Annotated in this window: 21 protein-coding genes and 3 tRNA genes; 13 read left to right on the top strand and 11 right to left on the bottom strand. The window is 63.5% G+C overall.

Annotation, left to right across the window (positions count from 1 at the left end):
- Positions 1-53 precede the first annotated feature (53 nt).
- Positions 54-296 (top strand): DUF6719 family protein, encoded by a 243-nt coding sequence (locus tag K408_RS0122185; RefSeq protein WP_024340705.1) that lies wholly within the window; start codon positions 54-56, stop codon positions 294-296.
- Positions 297-321: 25 nt separating this feature from the next.
- On the opposite strand, the gene K408_RS0122180 is transcribed toward K408_RS0122185, so the two are convergent.
- Both K408_RS0122180 and K408_RS0122170 read right to left on the bottom strand, forming a co-directional pair.
- Entirely contained in the window at positions 322-576 is a 255-nt protein-coding gene (locus K408_RS0122180) for a hypothetical protein (RefSeq protein ID WP_024340704.1), read from the bottom strand.
- Positions 577-868: 292 nt separating this feature from the next.
- Complete coding sequence (locus K408_RS0122170) at positions 869-1243, bottom strand: hypothetical protein (protein ID WP_024340703.1); 375 nt, start codon at positions 1241-1243, stop codon at positions 869-871.
- On the opposite strand from K408_RS0122170, the gene K408_RS42205 reads away from it, so the two are divergent.
- Positions 1242-1508: a hypothetical protein gene (locus K408_RS42205; RefSeq protein ID WP_155248568.1), complete on the top strand. Its 267-nt coding sequence runs from the start codon at positions 1242-1244 to the stop codon at positions 1506-1508. The genes K408_RS0122170 and K408_RS42205 overlap by 2 nt on opposite strands.
- Before the next feature lie 3 nt (positions 1509-1511).
- Here K408_RS42205 and K408_RS0122160 read toward each other — a convergent pair whose 3' ends face one another.
- Positions 1512-1703 carry a hypothetical protein gene (locus K408_RS0122160; protein ID WP_024340702.1) on the bottom strand — a complete coding sequence of 64 codons (192 nt, stop codon included), beginning with the start codon at positions 1701-1703 and terminating at the stop codon, positions 1512-1514.
- A 153-nt stretch (positions 1704-1856) separates the two neighbouring features.
- Here K408_RS0122160 and K408_RS0122155 point away from each other — a divergent pair, with 153 nt between their 5' ends.
- Complete coding sequence (locus tag K408_RS0122155; RefSeq protein ID WP_024340701.1) at positions 1857-2567, top strand: class I SAM-dependent methyltransferase; 711 nt, start codon at positions 1857-1859, stop codon at positions 2565-2567.
- A gap of 39 nt (positions 2568-2606) precedes the next feature.
- Here the strand turns inward: K408_RS0122155 and K408_RS0122150 are convergent.
- Positions 2607-2681, bottom strand: a tRNA-Thr gene (locus K408_RS0122150).
- A gap of 170 nt (positions 2682-2851) precedes the next feature.
- Complete coding sequence (locus K408_RS0122145; protein ID WP_024340700.1) at positions 2852-3325, bottom strand: hypothetical protein; 474 nt, start codon at positions 3323-3325, stop codon at positions 2852-2854.
- Positions 3326-3607: 282 nt separating this feature from the next.
- On the opposite strand from K408_RS0122145, the gene K408_RS0122140 reads away from it, so the two are divergent.
- Both K408_RS0122140 and K408_RS0122135 read left to right on the top strand, forming a co-directional pair.
- Entirely contained in the window at positions 3608-4093 is a 486-nt protein-coding gene (locus K408_RS0122140) for a hypothetical protein (protein ID WP_024340699.1), read from the top strand.
- A 41-nt stretch (positions 4094-4134) separates the two neighbouring features.
- Entirely contained in the window at positions 4135-4647 is a 513-nt protein-coding gene (locus K408_RS0122135) for a hypothetical protein (RefSeq protein ID WP_024340698.1), read from the top strand.
- Positions 4648-4909: 262 nt separating this feature from the next.
- Here the strand turns inward: K408_RS0122135 and rlmB are convergent, their stop codons facing one another.
- On the bottom strand, positions 4910-5740 hold the full coding sequence (gene rlmB / locus K408_RS0122130) for a 23S rRNA (guanosine(2251)-2'-O)-methyltransferase RlmB (protein ID WP_024340697.1): 831 nt from the start codon (positions 5738-5740) through the stop codon (positions 4910-4912).
- Between the two features lie 207 nt (positions 5741-5947).
- Between rlmB and K408_RS0122125 the strand changes: the two genes are divergently transcribed.
- Positions 5948-6033: transfer RNA gene (locus K408_RS0122125), tRNA-Tyr, on the top strand.
- Between the two features lie 198 nt (positions 6034-6231).
- On the opposite strand, the gene ppk2 is transcribed toward K408_RS0122125, so the two are convergent.
- The 4 genes from ppk2 to K408_RS0122105 form a co-directional block, all read right to left on the bottom strand.
- Entirely contained in the window at positions 6232-7365 is a 1134-nt protein-coding gene (gene ppk2, locus K408_RS0122120; protein ID WP_024340696.1) for a polyphosphate kinase 2, read from the bottom strand.
- Between the two features lie 72 nt (positions 7366-7437).
- Positions 7438-8472, bottom strand: a complete 1035-nt coding sequence (locus K408_RS0122115) for an LLM class flavin-dependent oxidoreductase (RefSeq protein WP_024340695.1) — start codon at positions 8470-8472, stop codon at positions 7438-7440.
- Between the two features lie 96 nt (positions 8473-8568).
- A complete protein-coding gene (locus tag K408_RS0122110) occupies positions 8569-9549 on the bottom strand; it encodes an NADPH:quinone oxidoreductase family protein (protein ID WP_024340694.1) in 981 nt (326 codons plus the stop codon).
- 56 nt (positions 9550-9605) lie between these two features.
- Positions 9606-11663 (bottom strand): ATP-dependent helicase, encoded by a 2058-nt coding sequence (locus tag K408_RS0122105; protein WP_024340693.1) that lies wholly within the window; start codon positions 11661-11663, stop codon positions 9606-9608.
- A 128-nt stretch (positions 11664-11791) separates the two neighbouring features.
- Between K408_RS0122105 and K408_RS0122100 the strand changes: the two genes are divergently transcribed.
- The gene (locus K408_RS0122100) at positions 11792-12382 is read left to right on the top strand and encodes a TMEM175 family protein (protein ID WP_024340692.1); all 591 of its coding nucleotides are present in this window, start codon (positions 11792-11794) and stop codon (positions 12380-12382) included.
- Positions 12383-12391: 9 nt separating this feature from the next.
- On the opposite strand, the gene K408_RS0122095 is transcribed toward K408_RS0122100, so the two are convergent.
- Positions 12392-12772, bottom strand: a complete 381-nt coding sequence (locus tag K408_RS0122095; RefSeq protein WP_024340691.1) for a YciI family protein — start codon at positions 12770-12772, stop codon at positions 12392-12394.
- Between the two features lie 201 nt (positions 12773-12973).
- Here K408_RS0122095 and K408_RS0122090 point away from each other — a divergent pair, with 201 nt between their 5' ends.
- The 6 genes from K408_RS0122090 (at position 12974) to K408_RS0122060 (ending at position 17531) form a co-directional block, all read left to right on the top strand.
- Positions 12974-13159, top strand: coding sequence for a hypothetical protein (locus tag K408_RS0122090; protein WP_024340690.1), 186 nt, complete (start codon positions 12974-12976; stop codon positions 13157-13159).
- A 29-nt stretch (positions 13160-13188) separates the two neighbouring features.
- Complete coding sequence (locus K408_RS0122085) at positions 13189-13392, top strand: hypothetical protein (RefSeq protein ID WP_024340689.1); 204 nt, start codon at positions 13189-13191, stop codon at positions 13390-13392.
- A 340-nt stretch (positions 13393-13732) separates the two neighbouring features.
- Positions 13733-13806: transfer RNA gene (locus tag K408_RS0122080), tRNA-Gly, on the top strand.
- 226 nt (positions 13807-14032) lie between these two features.
- Positions 14033-14341, top strand: a complete 309-nt coding sequence (locus K408_RS0122075; RefSeq protein ID WP_155248566.1) for a hypothetical protein — start codon at positions 14033-14035, stop codon at positions 14339-14341.
- A gap of 419 nt (positions 14342-14760) precedes the next feature.
- Positions 14761-16026 carry a TetR/AcrR family transcriptional regulator gene (locus K408_RS0122065; protein WP_162250093.1) on the top strand — a complete coding sequence of 422 codons (1266 nt, stop codon included), beginning with the start codon at positions 14761-14763 and terminating at the stop codon, positions 16024-16026.
- A gap of 272 nt (positions 16027-16298) precedes the next feature.
- Positions 16299-17531 (top strand): branched-chain amino acid ABC transporter substrate-binding protein, encoded by a 1233-nt coding sequence (locus tag K408_RS0122060; protein ID WP_024340686.1) that lies wholly within the window; start codon positions 16299-16301, stop codon positions 17529-17531.
- The last annotated feature ends 108 nt before the right edge of the window (positions 17532-17639 follow it).

The following is a 17639-nucleotide window of genomic DNA, read 5'->3' as shown; positions in this document are numbered from 1 at the left end:
TCGCGCTCCGGAACGCGTTATATGAGAATTACCGGGCTGGTGGGACGACGGACATGCGTATTTTGGTGTCGGCGGCGATGCTCTCGAGCTTCTTTTGCCTGCCGTGCTCTGCACAGACAATCCTCAAATCCGAGCCTCTGATGCTGGCACCCTATGAGGTGGCCTTCGTCAAGGACGCGTCGTGTCCGTCGGGCAAGGTCCTGAAGGTTACGGGCGCCATCCGTGGGCTGCATCGCCGCAAGGCCTGCGTGGCCATGCCGGGCGAGCAGGCCTCGCTTGCGGCGGCCACGCCCTGAGCTCCGCTCCGGCTCGGCCAGCCCGTCAAGACTTCAGTTCGAGCTCCATCCTGGACTGCTGGTCTGCCTCAGCCTTGTTCTTGGCGGGGTCCTCGCCCTGTGCTGCCTGGCAGGGCGCGATCTCGTAATCGTTGTCGAGCATCCGGCGCGGGCCGGCCCGCTCGTCATCCGCCGCCACGTCCACGACGAGACCACTCCGTTGCGCGAGCTTCCAGACGTCGGATTCGCTCGGATAGGCCTTGCTGATCTGGGCGTCGTTGCAGAATAGGGCGTAGGGCATTTTTCCCGCTCCGAGAATGCCCGTTAACGAGTTTGCGCCGTATGGGGTTCCGGCTTCGGGCTCGATCACGGCGCCGTGATCGGGACGGCGTGCCCTGAGTCTTTAACGAGTCCTGAATCCCGGAAAAAAGAATCCCTGGGACTCGTCGGCCGGAATCAGCGGATGTTTTCCGCCATGACGAGCGACCTGAAAACGTCCTGCGGACACATGCTTCTGCCGCTCACGCTGGCGCTGCTCGGCGCCTGCGCGGCCAATCTCTGGCTGGTGTGGTCCTGGCTGTAAGCCGGGCGGGTTATTTCTTGACCGGTCGGCCGGAGGCGTCACGGAGGGCGGCACGCAATTTGGTCAGGGTCGCCGCGCAATATTCTTCCCGCTCGCGCTCGAAGCGCTCCTGGTGCTTGCGGAAATTGGCGATGCGGGCCTGCATCTCGATGCGGAAATCGCCGCTCGCCCAGGGCAGGGCAGGAGGCGTGGACCGGGGTGAAGGGGGTTCTTGTGGCGCTTCGATATCGGCGGTGACCGCCATCATGGCGATGAGGTCCATCGAGATGGGTGTGCCAGCCGCTGGCGTCTCCGGCTGAAGGACGACATCCTTCCTGCCGGTCATGGATTGGACGAAGGAGAGTGTCTGCGCGATCAGTGCGTCGCGCTCCCTGATCCATTTCATGATCCACCTCAGCCGCTCTTATTCGAGCAAAGCGGCTGCGTTGAATCAAGCAGGTTTGCAAGGGATTGCATATTTTTCCCGGGTATCCGACATTAAGCGCATGGTTGCAGGAGAAGAACGGTCGGACGAGGCGGCGGGCCTGAGGCTCATCCGTGCGTTCCTGTCGCTGCCGCGCGAGAAGCGGGCGGAGGTGATCGCGTTTGTCGAAGAATTGGCGCGTGCCTATGGCCGGCCCGAGGAGGGCACGAAGGCTTCGCCGAGGTGAGCGCTACCGCTCGCTGGGATTGACATTGGGTTCGAATGGCGCGCCGACGACCCGGACCGGCGTCTGGGCGGAGGCTTCGATCGCCATGCGCTGGGCGACCTGCTTTGCAGGAAGAGGTGCTGGCGTTGGTTCGAACATCGCGACCGTGCCGGCCACGGCGCTACAGCACAGCGCCACCGCCGTCAGCAGAAACATGTTTCGATTTTCTTCCCTGATCCGCATGGGTCGAGAACGAGCGATGCACGTCTTTGGTTCCGGGACGGTCTCATCGATCGACGGCGTTTGGCGATTCAGGACGCTGCGTATGGGCTGTTACACTGGCTGGCGACTTCGCATGAGGCTCGTCCGATGATCTCCCATCGACCTCCCGTGCTCGCGCACGAACGTTTCGTCGCCGACCGCGAGAATTTCGCGGGCCTCGATCTCGCCGCCCGGTTCGAGCGCATCGAGCGTACCAACCTTTGGGGCGCAGCCACTTCGGTGTCTGGCCTCGGTTCGGAGGACCCCGCAACCAGCGCGATCCGGGAAGCGTTTCCTCCGCTGCTGCAACGGCTCGGCGCGCGCTCGCTGCTGGATGCGCCCTGCGGCGATGCGGGATGGATCGGCCGGCTCGAACTCGATGTCGATTACACCGGTGTTGACATCGTGCAGTCGCTGATCGAGGCCAATCGCCGGCGCGTTGAAGGTGCCGGTTCATCCGCCCGGTTTATTGTCGGCGACATCACGCGCGATGCGCTGCCGCGCGCGGACGTGGTTCTCTGCCGCGATTGTCTGGTGCATCTCAGTTTCGCCAACATCGCTCGCGCAGTCAGGAATTTTCGTGCGAGCGGCGCGCGCTTTCTGCTCGCAACCACCTTTCCCGAATGGGAGCAAAATCAGGATTGCGAGGACGGCGACTGGCGGGCGCTGAACATGGAGAAGGCGCCGTTCGAATGGCAGGCGCCGCACGCCTCGATCAACGAGCGGTGCGAGGAGGGCGATGGCGGATGGCGCGACAAGAGCCTCGGGCTCTGGCGGCTGGATCAGTTGCCGGAGGCGAAACCCGAGAGCCGCACATAGCTGCGCGCTGAAGGCTTCGGATTGAAACGGCGTCAAAGCTGGTGCCGGCTGAGGGGATTGAACCCCCGACCTTCGGTTTACAAAACCGCTGCTCTACCGCTGAGCTAAGCCGGCGAAGCTTGAGATGCGGAGGCAGAAGTCGGCTCGCGCCGGGACCGTCCTCCCATGCGCGTCGCAATACCAGACTTGATTGGAAAGTGCCAGAACCGGAAAGCCGCTGTCGCAAGACATGAATCAGGCGGCCTCGCGGGCCGCCTGATGGGTCGTGTTCGGTTCAAGCCGCCTTACTGGCAGATGTGACGGCGGCCGTCCTCGCCCCTGAAGTAGGTGCCGGGCGTGCAGACGAAGCCGTTGCGCTGTGCATAGGTACGGTTGTCCCATCCGCGATTGTGCCAGCCGCGGTCCCACGAATTGTCGTAGGCGTAGGAATTGTCCCACGCGCGGAACGGAGCCGTGGCAATTGCGCCGGCGGTGCCGATTGCGGCGCCGGCTACGCCGGCCGCGACGTCGGTCGGCCAGAAGCCGGTGCGACTCCTGTTCCAATCATTATTCCAACCGCCGCTGGTCTGCCCATAGGACGCGCGGCGATCGCGATACCCGCCATCGGTGTATGGGTTACCGGGGCCGAGGTTCTGGCAGTTTGCATTCGGGAATTGCGCCGAGCAGCGGCCAGGATTGGTGACGACCGCTTGCGCCATGGCAGAACCCGCCAGCATGGTCGCTGCAACCGCCGTAGCCCCGAGAAGCTTGATCTTCATGGTTCTTCGCTCCCAATCTGTTGACGGGGGCTAAACGCTGGCCGCGTCGGACGTTCCGATGCACCTTGGGATTTTCGCGGGCGAACAGTCAAACGGACGTGAGCGCGTGAACTCTGTTCCGCCTGCAAGGTCCAGCGCGTTAACGCTTCGCTAGCTCGTCTTGCAGCATTTGAGGAGCGGGCGATCCTCGCACGTTAGGCTTACCGGAATTTGGTGAGCAGGCCTTAACCCTCTCTGCGTCGCGATCGGTTAGCTTGTCGCCGGACAACCCGGGATCCCGTCATGCGTGCTGTAACGCTCGCCGCCTTTCTGATCGGTCTGCCTGCGGCGGCGCTCGCCGGCGAGGGCTTCGAGATCGTCGTTCCCGGCCGCCCCGGCGTGCCGATCATCATCAACAACATCGACGCGTCCTACAGCGTGGTCGAAGGCACCTGGGGCCTCGGCAAAAATCAGCAAGTGCAGCCGACGATCTATGGCGGGCGCTATATCGCCGAGCGGCAACCCGACCACGTCGGCCATTACTATCCGACACTCGGCCTGCGGCCGGGCTACGGCCGGCTCGAGGTCGAGCCGCCCGCCAACCGTAAATTGCCCAAGCCCGCCGAAAGCTACCATCAGAGTTGGGGCGCGTCGTCTGCGCCGCTGCCTGCGCAGATGGACCCGCCCGTCGATTCTCCGCCGGTGATCTACGCGCCCGAGATCAACGAGCGACCACGGCCGCCTCGGCCGCGGCCGCGTACAGAACTGCCCGGCAGGCCGCCGGGTTGAGAAACGAAAATCGAAAAAACGGAAATCAACAGGAGAGAGTAATGCGTCAGATGATTTCGGGACTGGTTGCGGCAGTTGCCGTGACGTTCGCGGCCACCGCGCCCGCCGCGGCCTGCGGCTTCACCACCTGCGCGCCCGTCGCGCCGGTCTATTCCGGCTGCAACACCGGCTGCGGCGGTTACGGGTATGGCTACGGTTATGGTTATGGCGCCTATGAGCGTCTCGCCGAGCCGGCCACGCAGTATTACTACGTCAACCAGGGCCCGACCTACACCGGTCCGGGCGCCTTCGCGCCTTATCCGACCTACCGCGAGGACGCCGTCGTCGCGCCCGCCAATTATGGCTACGGCTATGGCTATCGTGCCGCTGCGGTCGCGCCGCCGGCCGCCTATCCCTATCGCCGTCCGTACTACCGTCCATATCGCTACGGCTACGGCCCGCGTTACGGCTATCTGCCGCGCACGCACTACGGCCATGCTCATCGTCATGGCTACGCCCATCGCCACGCGCCGCACTACTATGGCGGTCACCGCGTGCTGCGCCGCTATTACTGATCTTTGACCGGTTGAGTTTTGCGGGACGCCCGTTCGCATGATGCGGACGGGCGTTTTGCTTTAACTTCAAAACAACCCCATGCACAGTAGCCGGGAACAGTGAAATCAAGGACTTGAAGCGCAATGAGGCCGACATGAGCGATCGTCGCTCATTGGCTCGTTGTTTGAGTTCAAGATTTCGGAAAAAGAGATATTTCGATTTGATCCGTCGGGCAAAACAGGCGTAGTATGGTATCGTCCGGATATGCGGGTACCTAAAGCGCTAGCGCTTCATCAGGCCGAGCCGGCTTGCGCCGACATAGAGCGCGAGCACGGCGGCGTTGGAGACGTTGAGACTCTTGATCTCGCCGGGCATATCAAGCCTTGCCACAACGCTGCAGGTCTCGCGCGTCAACTGCCTGAGGCCCTTGCCTTCGGCTCCCAACACCAGTGCAAGCGGCTCGCGCAGCGCGACGTCGCTGATGTCCTCGCTGCCTTCGCTGTCGAGACCCACGGTCTGGAAGCCGCGCTCGTTCAATGCGGCGAGCGCGCGGGCGAGGTTCTGCACCGTGACAATCGGGACCAGCTCGAGCGCGCCGGAGGCGGCCTTGGCCAGCACGCCGGTCGCTTCGGGGCTGTGCCGCGCGGTGGTGACGATCGCCTTCACGTCGAAAGCTGCGGCCGAGCGGAGGATGGCCCCGACATTATGCGGATCGGTGATCTGGTCGAGCACCAGCACCATGCCTTCCTGCTCGAGGGTTTCGATGTCCGGCGAGGGCAGCGGATCGGCCTCCGCCAGAAGGCCCTGATGCACGGCGTCGGGAGACAGCAGCCGATCGATCTCCTGGGGCCGCACGATCTCCGGCGCCACGCGGGTCTCGATGTTCTCTTCCGCAAGGCGCCGCGCGGCGTTTTCGGTCAGCGTCAGCTTTCGGATCCGGCGGCGAGGGTTGGCGAGTGCCATCGTGACGGTGTGCCAGCCATAGAGAATGACGGGGCCGTCGAGATGCGATTCGCGGTCGCGCCAAGCCGGCCGGCCAGCCGATTTCCCCGGCCGGTTGAAGGGCTTAGTTCCCCCGCGAGACCCTTTGGGGCCGAATTTTCGATCCTTCATGGGCTCGCTTCTGTCATGGGTTCCGGAATATGGCAATTTCGGCGTCGGAGAGGGCGATTTTAGCTGCTTGCCTCGGTTGACTTTGCCCCACCGCATCGCCCATAAACGCGCCCGGTCGCGCCCCGATCCGGGTTGTCGCGGCCTTCACGTTCCATGGCCGTCTTCGGTCCGCCGGCAAGGTCCGGCCCGATTGTGCTGCCGTCGAGCGGGGGAGTGTCCCGAGTGGCAAAGGGAGCTGACTGTAAATCAGCCGCCTCATGGCTTCGCAGGTTCGAGTCCTGCCTCCCCCACCACGCTTCGCCCTTCGGGCTACGCGTGGCGCAGTTAAGTGATGCCAGAAGGGCGAAGCGTGGTATCCGGCGAAGCCCGAACGGCAAGACGGACTGAGGCAAGCCAACCGAGATCGTCAACACGCGAACTGAACGAAGGCTGTCGCGCCGTCCGCAGGGAATGGGCGGACGGGCTCAGCCGTTGCCAGTCCGTCATCCCTTCTATCCCGCGTGCTCTTCCCGTTCGTGGATCACGTTCGCACGCCCGACGAGGAGATCGTCGATCATGCCGATGCGCTTGCCGTCCTTGCCCGCGTAGGGCATCGCATGCAGCACGTAACGCATGGCGTTGAGACGGGCGCGCTTCTTGTCGTCGGACTTGATCACGATCCAGGGGCAGTCCGCGGTATCGGTGTGGAAGAACATCGATTCCTTGGCGCGGGTGTAGTCGTCCCACTTGTCGAGCGAGGCGAGGTCGATCGGTGACAGCTTCCACTGCTTCAGCGGATGGCCTTCGCGCTCCTTGAAGCGCCGGCGCTGCTCCTCGCGACTGACCGAAAACCAGAACTTGATGAGGTGCAGGCCGCTGCGCACGAGATTGCGTTCGAACTCGGGGACCTGGCGCAGGAATTCGCCGTACTCGGCCGGCGAGCAGAAGCTCATCACGTGTTCGACGCCGGCGCGGTTGTACCAGCTGCGGTCGAACAGCACGATCTCGCCGGCGGTCGGCAGATGCTGCACGTAACGCTGGAAGTACCATTGGCCGCGCTCGACATCGCTCGGCTTCTCCAGCGCCACGACACGCGCGCCGCGCGGATTGAGGTGCTCCATGAACCGTTTGATCGCGCCACCCTTGCCCGCCGCGTCGCGGCCCTCGAACAACAGGACGAGGCGCTGCCGGCTCTCCTTCATCCAGTTCTGCAATTTCAAGAGCTCGGTCTGCAGGACGAATTTCTGCTCCTCGTAGTCGCGGCGATACATCCGCGACTTGTAGGGGTAGCCGCCCAGCCGCCAATCGTCCGCCAGTTCGTCGCTGGTGGTGCGCCTGGCGCGCTTGGCTTCCTTGCCGACCAGCAGCGCCTGCAAGCGCTCGGCATCGTCGGGCGCCGCGCCTGTCAAAATGGCCTGCACCGGCTCACTATCCGGCGAAAGTGCGGGCGGCCCCTTCAGGACGCTGTCGAGTGCCGCCATCTCGGTTTGCAGAGCGGCCGAGGAAGACTGCGCGGCCAGAGAGCGCTCGACCGGCGTCAGCTCGAGGACCGGCGTCTGCGCGCCTGCCGATCGAACCTGCCGTTTGGTTTTGCCGGGAGTCTTGCGGCGGCGCGCCTGCGGGGACGTCTTGGAAGGAGGTGCCATTCGCTGAGCCTGTCCTGATGCACGGGGATTCTTCTTCTAGTGCGGCACCCCGACCGTGCGACTTGACGTGGATCAACCGGCAAGCATCTCCCTGACCATCGGCACCACCTTGCGGCCATAGAGCTCGATGCTCCGCATCAGCTTCTCGTGCGGCAGCGGCCCCGCAGAGTACTTCAGTTGAAACCGCGAAATCCCGAGCACCTTGGCGGTCTTCGCGATCTTCCGCGCAACCGTCTCCGGTGAGCCGGCATAGAGCGAGCCGTGCTCGATCTCGCTGACGAACTCGTCGCGGCCCATCGGCGGCCAGCCGCGTTCCTTGCCGATGCGGTCGCGCATCGCCTTGTAATCGGGCCAAAGCTCCTCGCGCGCCTGCGCATCCGTTTCGGCGACATAGCCGGGCGAATGCACGCCGATCGGCTGGGCCGGACGGCCGAACTCCTTGAACGCGCGGTGATAGAGCTCGACGTAGGGCGCAAAGCGCGCGGGATCGCCGCCGATGATCGCGAGCATCAAAGGCAGATCGTAGTGCGCGGCGCGCACCACCGATTGCGGACTGCCGCCGACGCCGATCCAGGTCTGGAGCGTGCCGGTCTCGACCGGCGGATAGACCAGCTGATCCCGCAGCGGGGGGCGCAGCTTGCCTTCCCAGGTCACCGGCTGCTGCGACAGGAGCGCGGCGAACAGATCCAGCTTCTCCTCGAACAGCTCCTCATATTTGCGCAGGTCGAAGCCGAATAGCGGAAAGGATTCGGTGAACGAGCCGCGGCCGAGGATCACCTCGGCACGGCCGTTGGAGACCGCGTCCAGCGTGGCAAAGCGCTGGAATACGCGGATCGGATCGTCCGAGCTCAGCACCGTCACGGCCGAACCGAGATGAATGCGCCTGGTGCGCGATGCGATCGCCGCGAGCACGGTCTCGGGCGAGGAGATCGCGAAATCGGCGCGGTGGTGCTCGCCGAGGCCGATGAAGTCGAGGCCGAGCTCGTCGGCCAGCACTGCCTCTTCGACGACGTTGCGGATCACCTGAGCGTGCGGAAGCAGCGTGCCGGAGGCGTCCTTGGTGACGTCGCCAAAGGAGTCCAATCCGAATTGAAGCGGTGCAGTCATCGATCAGGGTCTCTGTGGGAGGATCGGCCAGACTTAATGGACCGCAGCCGCGCCACAAGTCGGCATTCGGAAATGCTCGGTTTCCGTTTGCGAAGTCTATCGCGCGATCCGCACGACCATCTTGCCGAGCGCAGCGCGCGTCTGCATCGACTTGAATGCATCGCGGAAGTCGTCCAGCGCAAAGATGCGGCCGACGACGGGTTTCAGCTGGCCGTCGGCGAGCCAACCCGTCAACTGCGACATCAGACGCTTCTGCACGTCGGGCTCGCGCAGGGGGATCTGCGCGAGATCGACGCCGAGTAGAGCGCCGCCCTTCAGCAGCGGCAGATTGAAGGGCAGCGCGGGGATGGTGCCTGCGGCAAAGCCGACCACCAGATGGCGTCCGCGCCAGGCGATGGACCGGAAAGCCTGCACCGAGATCTCGCCTCCGACGGGATCGAAGATCACGTCGGCCCCGCGTCCGGCGGTCAGTTCTTTGAGCGTGTCGCGCCAGCCGGCCTGCGTGTAGTCGATGACGGCGTCGGCGCCGTGCGCTTGCGCAAACTCGCGCTTCTCCGGTGTCGACGCGGCCGCGATGACGCGCGCGCCGAGCAGCTTGCCGATCTGGATGGCCGCGATCCCGGTGCCGCCCGCCGCGCCAAGCACGAGAAGCTGCTCGCCGGCGCAGAGCGATGCGCGCGCGCTTAGTGCATAAAGTGCCGTCAGGTAGTTGGCGCGAAACGATGCGGCGACTTCGGCCGCGACGCCCTCCGGCAGCGGATGGAGTGCTTCGGGCTTGACGACGATCTCTTCGGCCAGCGCGCCAGATCGCGTCATACCCATCACGCGCATGCCTGGTTGATAGCCGCCCGGCGCGCCGGGCGCGTCCGCGACCACTCCCGCGAACTCCGTCCCGGGAATGAAGGGGAGGGGGTCCTTGGTCTGATAGCGTCCTTCGATCTTCAAGCCGTCGACGAATCCGATTCCGGCAGCTTCCACCCGGATCCGTAGCTGGCCAGGCTCGACAACGGGGCGAGGGACTTCCTTCAGCTCGATTTGATCGATGGGGGCATATTGCTCGACGACGACGGCTTTCATATCGGACCTCTGTTGTTCGAGTTATCCCGACAGGTGCCGATATCAGCCTCTTGTGTCTACCGCCACATCCCGCGCATCTTCGCCCCGATGTCGACCTTCGGTCCCTGGGCCGCGGTGCGCGCCGCGCCGGCCGCGGCCCTCGGCCATGCCGTGCGCTCGAACAGGTAGACCAGTTGCTCGGGGATGAAGCGGGTGCGCGAGGCGTAGACGTGGCGGTCGCCTTTGGCAGCCTGGCCATGGACGAAGAAGCGCTGCGGTACCACCAGGTGGAGATCGTCCTTGGCGCGCGTCATCGCGACATAGAGCAGGCGGCGCTCCTCCTCCAGCTCGGCGCTGGTGCCGGCGCCGAGATCGGAGGGCATGCAGCCGTCGACGACGTTGAGCACGAACACCGACTTCCACTCCTGGCCCTTGGCCGAATGGATGGTCGAGAGGATCAGATAATCCTCGTCGCGCAATGGGGGGCCGGATTTGTCGCTGGTCGCATCGGGCGGATCGAGCGTGAGCTCGGTCAGAAATTTCTCGCGCGAGGCATAGCCGCTCGCGATCTGCTCGAGCTGCATCAGGTCGGCGCGGCGCGTCTCGGCATCCTCGTGGATGCGATCGAGGTGCGGCTCGTACCAGAGCCGCACGCGTTCGAGATCGACAGGCCATTCCGAATAGCGCAGATTTTCGATGATGCGGACGAAGTCGATCCAGTCCGCACCGGTGCGCGCCGGCACCGGGAGGCGGCCGAGCGCGGCAAGCGGGTCGGTGCTCTCGGCCATCTGCTCGAGCACGCGCTGGGCGGTTGCCGGGCCGATGCCCGGCAGCAGATGCAGGACGCGAAAGCCGGCGACGCGGTCGCGCGGATTTTCGGCAAAGCGCAGCAGCGCCAGCACGTCCTTGACATGCGCGGCATCGAGGAATTTCAGCCCGCCGAACTTGACGAAGGGGACGTTGCGGCGCGTGAGTTCAATTTCGAGCGGTCCCGAATGCGAGGACGTGCGGAACAGCACCGCCTGGTGCTTGAGCAGCGCGCCTTGCTCGCGGTTGGCCAGCACCGCTTCGACGATGTAGCGCGCCTGGTCGGCCTCGTCGTGCACGGTGACGAGCTGCGGCTTCTGCCCGGAGGTGCGATCGGTCCAGAGGTTCTTCGTGAAACGCTCGCGGGCGAGGCCAATGACGCCGTTGGCTGCCGACAGCACCGCTTGCGTCGAGCGGTAATTGCGGTCCAGCGTGATCATCTCGGCGCGCGGCGAAAAGCTCTGCGGGAAGTCCAGGATGTTGCGAACCGTGGCGGCACGGAACGAATAGATCGACTGGGCATCGTCGCCGACGACGGTGAGGCCGCGGCCGTCGGGCTTGAGCGCCAGCAGGATCGAGGATTGCAGGCGGTTGGTGTCCTGGTATTCGTCGACAAGCACGTGGTCGAAGCGGCCGCCGATCTCCCCGGCGATGAGCGCATCGCTCATCATCTGCGACCAGTAGAGCAGGAGATCGTCGTAATCGAGCACGTGCTGGGCCTGCTTGGCCTCGACATAGGCGGCGAACAAGCCTTTCAGCTCGGCGGCCCAGCCCGCGCACCAGGGATAGTGCTGCCCCAGCACCTTCTCGATCTCCATCTCGGCGTTGACGCAGCGGGAATAGATCGAGAGGCAAGTGCCCTTCGCCGGGAAGCGGGACTCGGTCTTCGACAAGCCGCGCTCGTGCCGCACCAGGTTCATCAGGTCGGCAGAGTCCTCGCGGTCGTGGATGGTGAAGGCGGGATCGACGCCGATCCGCTCGGCATATTCGCGCAGGAGCCGCGCGCCGATGCCGTGGAAGGTGCCGGCCCAGGTGAGCGCGTCGCGCATGATCGCGGCGTTGTTCTCGCCCAGCACCTTGCGGGCGATGCGCTCGACCCGGCCAGCCATCTCGGCTGCCGCGCGGCGGGAGAACGTCATCAGCAGAATGCGTCGGGGATCGCTGCCGGCGACGATCAGATGCGCCACGCGGTGGGCCAGCGTGTTGGTCTTGCCGGAGCCCGCGCCGGCGATGACAAGCAGGGGGGCGCCCACGGTCGAGCCCTCGGTCACGCCATGCTCGACGGCGCGGCGCTGCTCCGCATTGAGCGTGTCCAGATATGTCGCCACGAATCGCCCCGGTGAAAGGCCGAGAGTCGGCCATCCCGTCACGAATCGCAATGCAGCTGGACGAACCCGAGGTTAGGATTTAGGGGAAGGGCGGCCCAAAGTTCCAGCCCGAAGAGTGCGCACCCGACATGACCGAGCTCAAGCCCGACCAGTTCGAGATGCGGCGGCTGGAATCGCTCAGCAACACCATTTTCGGCGTCGCCATGACGTTGCTGGCCTACGATCTGCCCAAGGCGGCGGTGTTTACCAGCGCGCCTGACTGGAGCGATCTCGCCCATGTCTATTCCGGCAAGCTCGCCGGCTTCGCGCTCAGCTTCATTATCGCCGGCGTGTTCTGGATCAGCCATCACCGGAGGCTGGCTCGCCAGCCCGTCGGCAGCCGCGGCGCGGTGATCCTCAATCTGTTCTTCCTGCTCTCGATCGTGCTGCTGCCGGTGACCAACGGCCTGTATACCAATTTCGGCATGAGCAGCGCGGTCGCCGTGCTCTATGGCCTGCACTTGACCGCGATCGCCGGCCTCAATGCGTGGCTGTGGTGGACGATCCTGGGCAGCTGGCGGCACGAGATGCTTGCCTCGCTGTTTCCGCTGCTGGTGTTCATCCCGGGCACGATCGTTGCGGCGTTCGCGCCGCACGTCGCGCCCTTCTTGTGGAACATCGCCTTTGCAGGGCTCCTGATCCAGCGCTTCTACGGTGCGCGGATCAGACCGGACGCGTAGGGCGGCAGTTCACCCCTCCGTCGCGTCGAACCCATCGGCCGGCACGTAAAGCTTGATCGGGCGGATTTCGTAGACCGCCGTCGGATTGACCGCGCGCAGCTTCCGCGCCGCTGCGATTGCCTCATCCTCGGTATCGCACTGCATCAGGTGGAATCCCAGAAGCTGCTCCTTGGTCTCGGCAAACGGGCCGTCCAGCACTATTCCCGGCCCGGGGCCACGCAAGGTGCGGGCCTTCCGGGTTTCATCCAGACGGGCCGCCGGGCCGAACTGTCCGCTTTCCCTCAGGGGTGCCTGAACCTCGATGACTTTGGCGACGACTGCCGCGTCCTGCTCCGGCGTCCACGACATGACCTCGTCTTCCACGTGATAGGCCAGGATGGCGTACAGCATCATCACCTCGTTGTTTTGCCAGACAGACTCCAAGGACGTAGCACCTGAGGCTAAGCCGACAAACCCGAACCGGAAAATATTGCATTGCCGGGGGTGCGACGAAACCGTCCTGAAACCCGATTGCGGGCTTGCCATGTGAACGCCGCCAAAAGTGGTCGCGACTGATGGACCACAACAACAAGTTCTTTGCTGGAGGCGGCAATGTCGGGTCACACCATCAAGATCATCTGCGACGCGCGGCGGGCAGGACAGTCGGCTCCGGCCGATTTGCACGATCAGGCCGGCCATCACCGCTACTATGGCAGCTCGGCCGAGAACGGCGGCGAGCGGATCGCGGAGAGCCGGGGCGGCAAGCGCCCGCGCGCGCGCAACATCTGCGGCTTCTGAGCTATTCCGACGAACCGGTTCGTTCGAAGATGAACGTCCTGCAAATATCGGTCGCGGCGATACCGTTCCTGGTCGCGCTGATGAGCCGGACCGGCAAGGCCATCGCGCCCTGCCTTCTGGCAAGCATCTTCACGGTGCTGCTCGGGGAGGAGCCACACCGCGCAGTCGTAGCCTGGTGCATCGGCATGCTGATCGCCGCCGTCGCCCTGCGCGAACGGCTTCGCGCCGGCTGACTGGGCATCAATCAAGGCGAGAGCAAAGAAAAGGCGCGGCGGGGAGGCCCCGTCGCGCCCGATTTCTTGCTCGCTGGTCCAGGGCTGAGAGCGCCCCGATGCCAAGCCTCACTCAAAGCTCAGCGGGCGATCCCAGCGAGGTGACAGCGCTTGAGATAAGACACTGGATCACCTCCTTTCGTTGGTTTCGGAAGTCCTCAATATAGGTGGCAACCGCGCCGCTGTTAAGGGGCGGGGTGTGGAGGAACCGGCGGCAGGTTCGCAACAGGGTGGAGGACGCCGAAACGCGGCCTCCTGGGCAGTTGAGACAGCCGCCCAGCCGTGTTAGGGGATCGCCGACGCGGGTGTAGCTCAATGGTAGAGCAGCAGCCTTCCAAGCTGAATACGAGGGTTCGATTCCCTTCACCCGCTCCAAGGCCCGCGGACTCGATGTCCGGTGAGGCCGCAAGTCCCGCCCGTTTCCCGGATTGAATCGCCGCTACGGATGCCGTGGGCACACCTTGTCGCCCCCACGTTCGCTGTCCAGAGCTTGGACCGTTGCGACGGCCGATCGCTCCGATGAAAACGCGAAACTGATCCAGGTCAAGTCTGCGTGCACAGGATCGTCTATCTCTCGGCCGTGTCTTGGGAAGAAGATGACATGACCGACAAGCCGATCGACTGGACGCCGGATCTCACACTGCCGACCTCCAAGTCCACCGTCCAGCACTTCACCGCGACCGCCGGCGGCGACCGGCTGACGATTGACACTACTCCTTGGGGAGAGGCCGACCTCAGGGTCAACGGCCAGTCGATTGCTCACATCGATGTGGCGCCGAGCGCTGGTGACGCGTTTCGCACGCTCGAGACGTTTGCTGAAGATTTCGAAGCCGGCAACCGCGAGCGTCTGAACCAGACGATCGATGACGACGACGTTCGTGAAAAACTGGGTCTGAGACACGCTCCCTGATATCTCGCAGGAATTGCGGGGGCGAGGACTAACTTCACCCGGGCGGAGCTTCGCGTCGGTTCCTGGCAAGCTGCTCGCTCGGGCGCCGTCAGCCACTTTTCTTTCGCTTGCTCGCGATCCTCCCGCGCGCGGTCCACCGCGCCGCCTCGAGCCTGTCGGCTGACCCTCACACCGGGAAGATGATCGATCCTGTCGTTCTCGGCAGCCTCAGCGCGCTGAAGTTCGCGCCCGTCGATATCGCATGATCCTCCCTTTTCGAATGAGCTCTTGGTCTCGATGTCCGAACGGCCGCGGTATCCGTGGCCTGCCTGTGGGGCTTCACCCACGGCGGTCCGGCCGGGACGATCGTCGGACGATACTGGCCGAACTCCTCATCTAATAGTAAAAATATACCCGACTTGGGCTACTGGACATCGCTCGTGCATGAAGCGATCCACGATCAGGAAGGATATTCGAGCTTGCAAGTTGCCGCCTTCCCGTCGGACCGAGCTGAAGAAATCCTCGCGTCAGCTTCGAGGCTATTTGCCCGCCATAGCTATGCGAATGTGACGATGGAGCAGGTTGCAGCGTCGGTTCGATCGGTGCCGGGGGCGCTCTATCACTACTTTCGCGACAAGGAGGACCTGATCTATCACTGCTACCTGCGCGGGCTCGCGATCTACAGGCACGAGATCGAGACGGCGGCCGAAGCGGGTATCGACGGGCTCGAGGTCGTCAGGCGCATCATACGCGCCCGGCTGCGGCGTGAAGGTCAGCGTATGATCCTGTTTTCCGACATCGATGCACTGGCCCCATCTTACAGCAATGACGTGCACGCCAGGCGCTGGCAGAATGCCACGCTGCTGGCCGATATTGTGAAGCGAGGCGTTGGAGACGGCTCGATAGCTTGCGATGAGCCGCTCGTTGTCGCCGTGGCTCTCATCTCCATCCTGGACTGGGTTCCGTTCTGGCTCTCCGAGCGCGATTACTACACGCGCGAACAGGCGATTGATGCGATTGATGACATCGTCACGCATGGAGTCTATCGGCGCGATATCGCTTTACCGGACATGCCCGAACCGCCGAGTCTCGCGCCGTTTCTCCAGGCTCGCTCGAGATTGAATAAGCGCGCCGCGAAGCTGGACAGAATGCTCTCGATTGCTTCGGACAGCTTCAATCGAAGGGGGGCATTGGGCACGTCTCTTGAGAGCATCGCGGCGGAAGCCGGGATGACCCGCGCGGGCATCTATTATCACTTCAGCGAAAAAGAGAGTCTCTTGCTGGCTTGCCTGCAAAGAGGGCTCGTCGGCGAGATCGGCATTCGGGAACATTTGCAGGATCTGGGGCTTGGAGCGTTTGATCACATCGTTCAGAGAGTTCGTCTGTTGCTGATGCTGCACGACACCCCATGCGGCCCCAAGGCGACCTACCACAACATCAACTATCTCAACGACGTTGACCGAAAACACTATGTGGAGCAGGTGCTCGCAACGATCGGCCAGGACCAGAAGAACCATCAACGTTGGATCGACGAGGGGCACTTCCGGAAGGTCGACACGCATTTCGCGGAACGTGTCTTGACTGGTATGAGCCACTGGTACCCGATCTGGTTCAGAGATGTGCGGGGCTGGTCACCAATTCAGATCGCCGATCATTTTTCGCGGCTGTTCCTCGCGGGGCTCAAGCCGCGTCGTCGTTCGGCCTGAACAGCCAATCCGGCCCAGCTCGGCCCGTTGAAGGATCCACGTCCTTCAACTGGATCGTTCGACAAAAGCTGGGACGAGCAGGCGGACAAAAGTTGACTTGAATTTCAATGAGGGGGAGGGGGCGACAATCTTTGTGTTAACGACACAATTATGGCTTGCGTCAAAACTTTACACAGTATTCAATATTTGGGATAGCGAAGGTGGCGCGACCGACGTTGCATGGCAGCTTCGATCGCCAAGGAACAAGAACATCCAAAAGGGAGAAAGCCAGAATGCAAAAACTCATAATTGCTGCGGCGGCAGCGCTGACGGTGCTCGGAGGAGCGGCATTCGCGCAGGAGACCATCAAGATCGGCTACATCGATCCGCTGTCCGGCGGCGGCGCCAGCGTCGGTGAAGGTGGCTTGAAGACGTTCCAGTATCTGGCCGACGAGATCAACGCCAAGGGCGGCATACTGGGACGCAAGATCGAAATCCTGCCCCTTGATAACAAGACCAACCCGCAGGAAAGCCTGGTGCAGGCGCAGAAGGCTATTGATGCCGGCGCCCGCTATATCACGCAAGGCAACGGCTCGTCGGTGGCCGCTGCTCTGTCTGATTTCATCACCAAGAACAACACGCGCAATCCCGGCAAGGAGGTCCTTTACTTCAACTATGCCGCTGTCGATCCGAGCCTGACCAATGAAAAATGCAGCTTCTGGCATTTCCGCTGGGATGCCAGCTCGGACATCAAGATGGAAGCGCTCACCAGCTATATGAAGGATGTCCCGGCGATCAAGAAAGTGTACCTGATCAACCAGGACTATTCCTTTGGCCAGTCCGTGCGCGCCGATGCGCGCAAGATGCTGGGCGCCAAGCGGCCGGACATCCAGATCGTCGGCGACGAACTGCATCCGCTGCTGAAGATCACCGACTTCTCGCCTTACATCGCGAAGATCAAGGCGTCAGGCGCCGATAGTGTCGTGACCGGCAACTGGGGCCAGGACATTGCACTGCTGCTCAAGGCAGCTGCCGATGCCGGCCTGAAGGTCAATTGGTATACCTATTATGCCGGCGGCGCTGGCGGTCCGACGGCGATCAAGCAGACCGGCCTGGACCATCAGGTATTCCAGATCACGGAAGGCTTTGCCAATTCGGGCCACCAGCCGGCAATGGAGTTCGAGAAAGCATTCCGCGCCAAGGTCAATATGTCGCTGTGGTATCCCCGCGCGGTCAACGAGATGCGCATGTTCAAGGCGGCGGCGGAGAAGGCCAACTCGCTTGACCCTGTGAAGGTCGCGGCTGCCCTCGAGGATCTCAAATTCGAGGTGCTGGACGGTGGCGAGGGCCTCATGCGCAAGGATGATCACCAGTTCTTCCAGCCGATCTACATCTCGTCCTTCGGCAAGCTCGCGGCAAACGAGCCGTTCGACGAGGAAGGCACCGGTTGGGGATGGCACCTGGTTTCCAAGATCGATACGTCCAAGACGATGGTTCCCACCACCTGCAAGATGACCCGGCCGTAAGCCCTTAAGCTTTGCCTTCCCGCGGCCGACGGCGGCCGCGGGAAGGTCGTGGTTCGCGGACGGGACCGACGAATTCGCCGAGGCCTTCTCGGTCCCGGCTAGAGGTGT

The sequence above is a fragment of the Bradyrhizobium sp. in8p8 genome, assembly GCF_000426845.1.
Lineage (GTDB): Bacteria > Pseudomonadota > Alphaproteobacteria > Rhizobiales > Xanthobacteraceae > Bradyrhizobium > Bradyrhizobium japonicum_C.
This window is presented reverse-complemented; position numbering and strand designations above follow the sequence as displayed.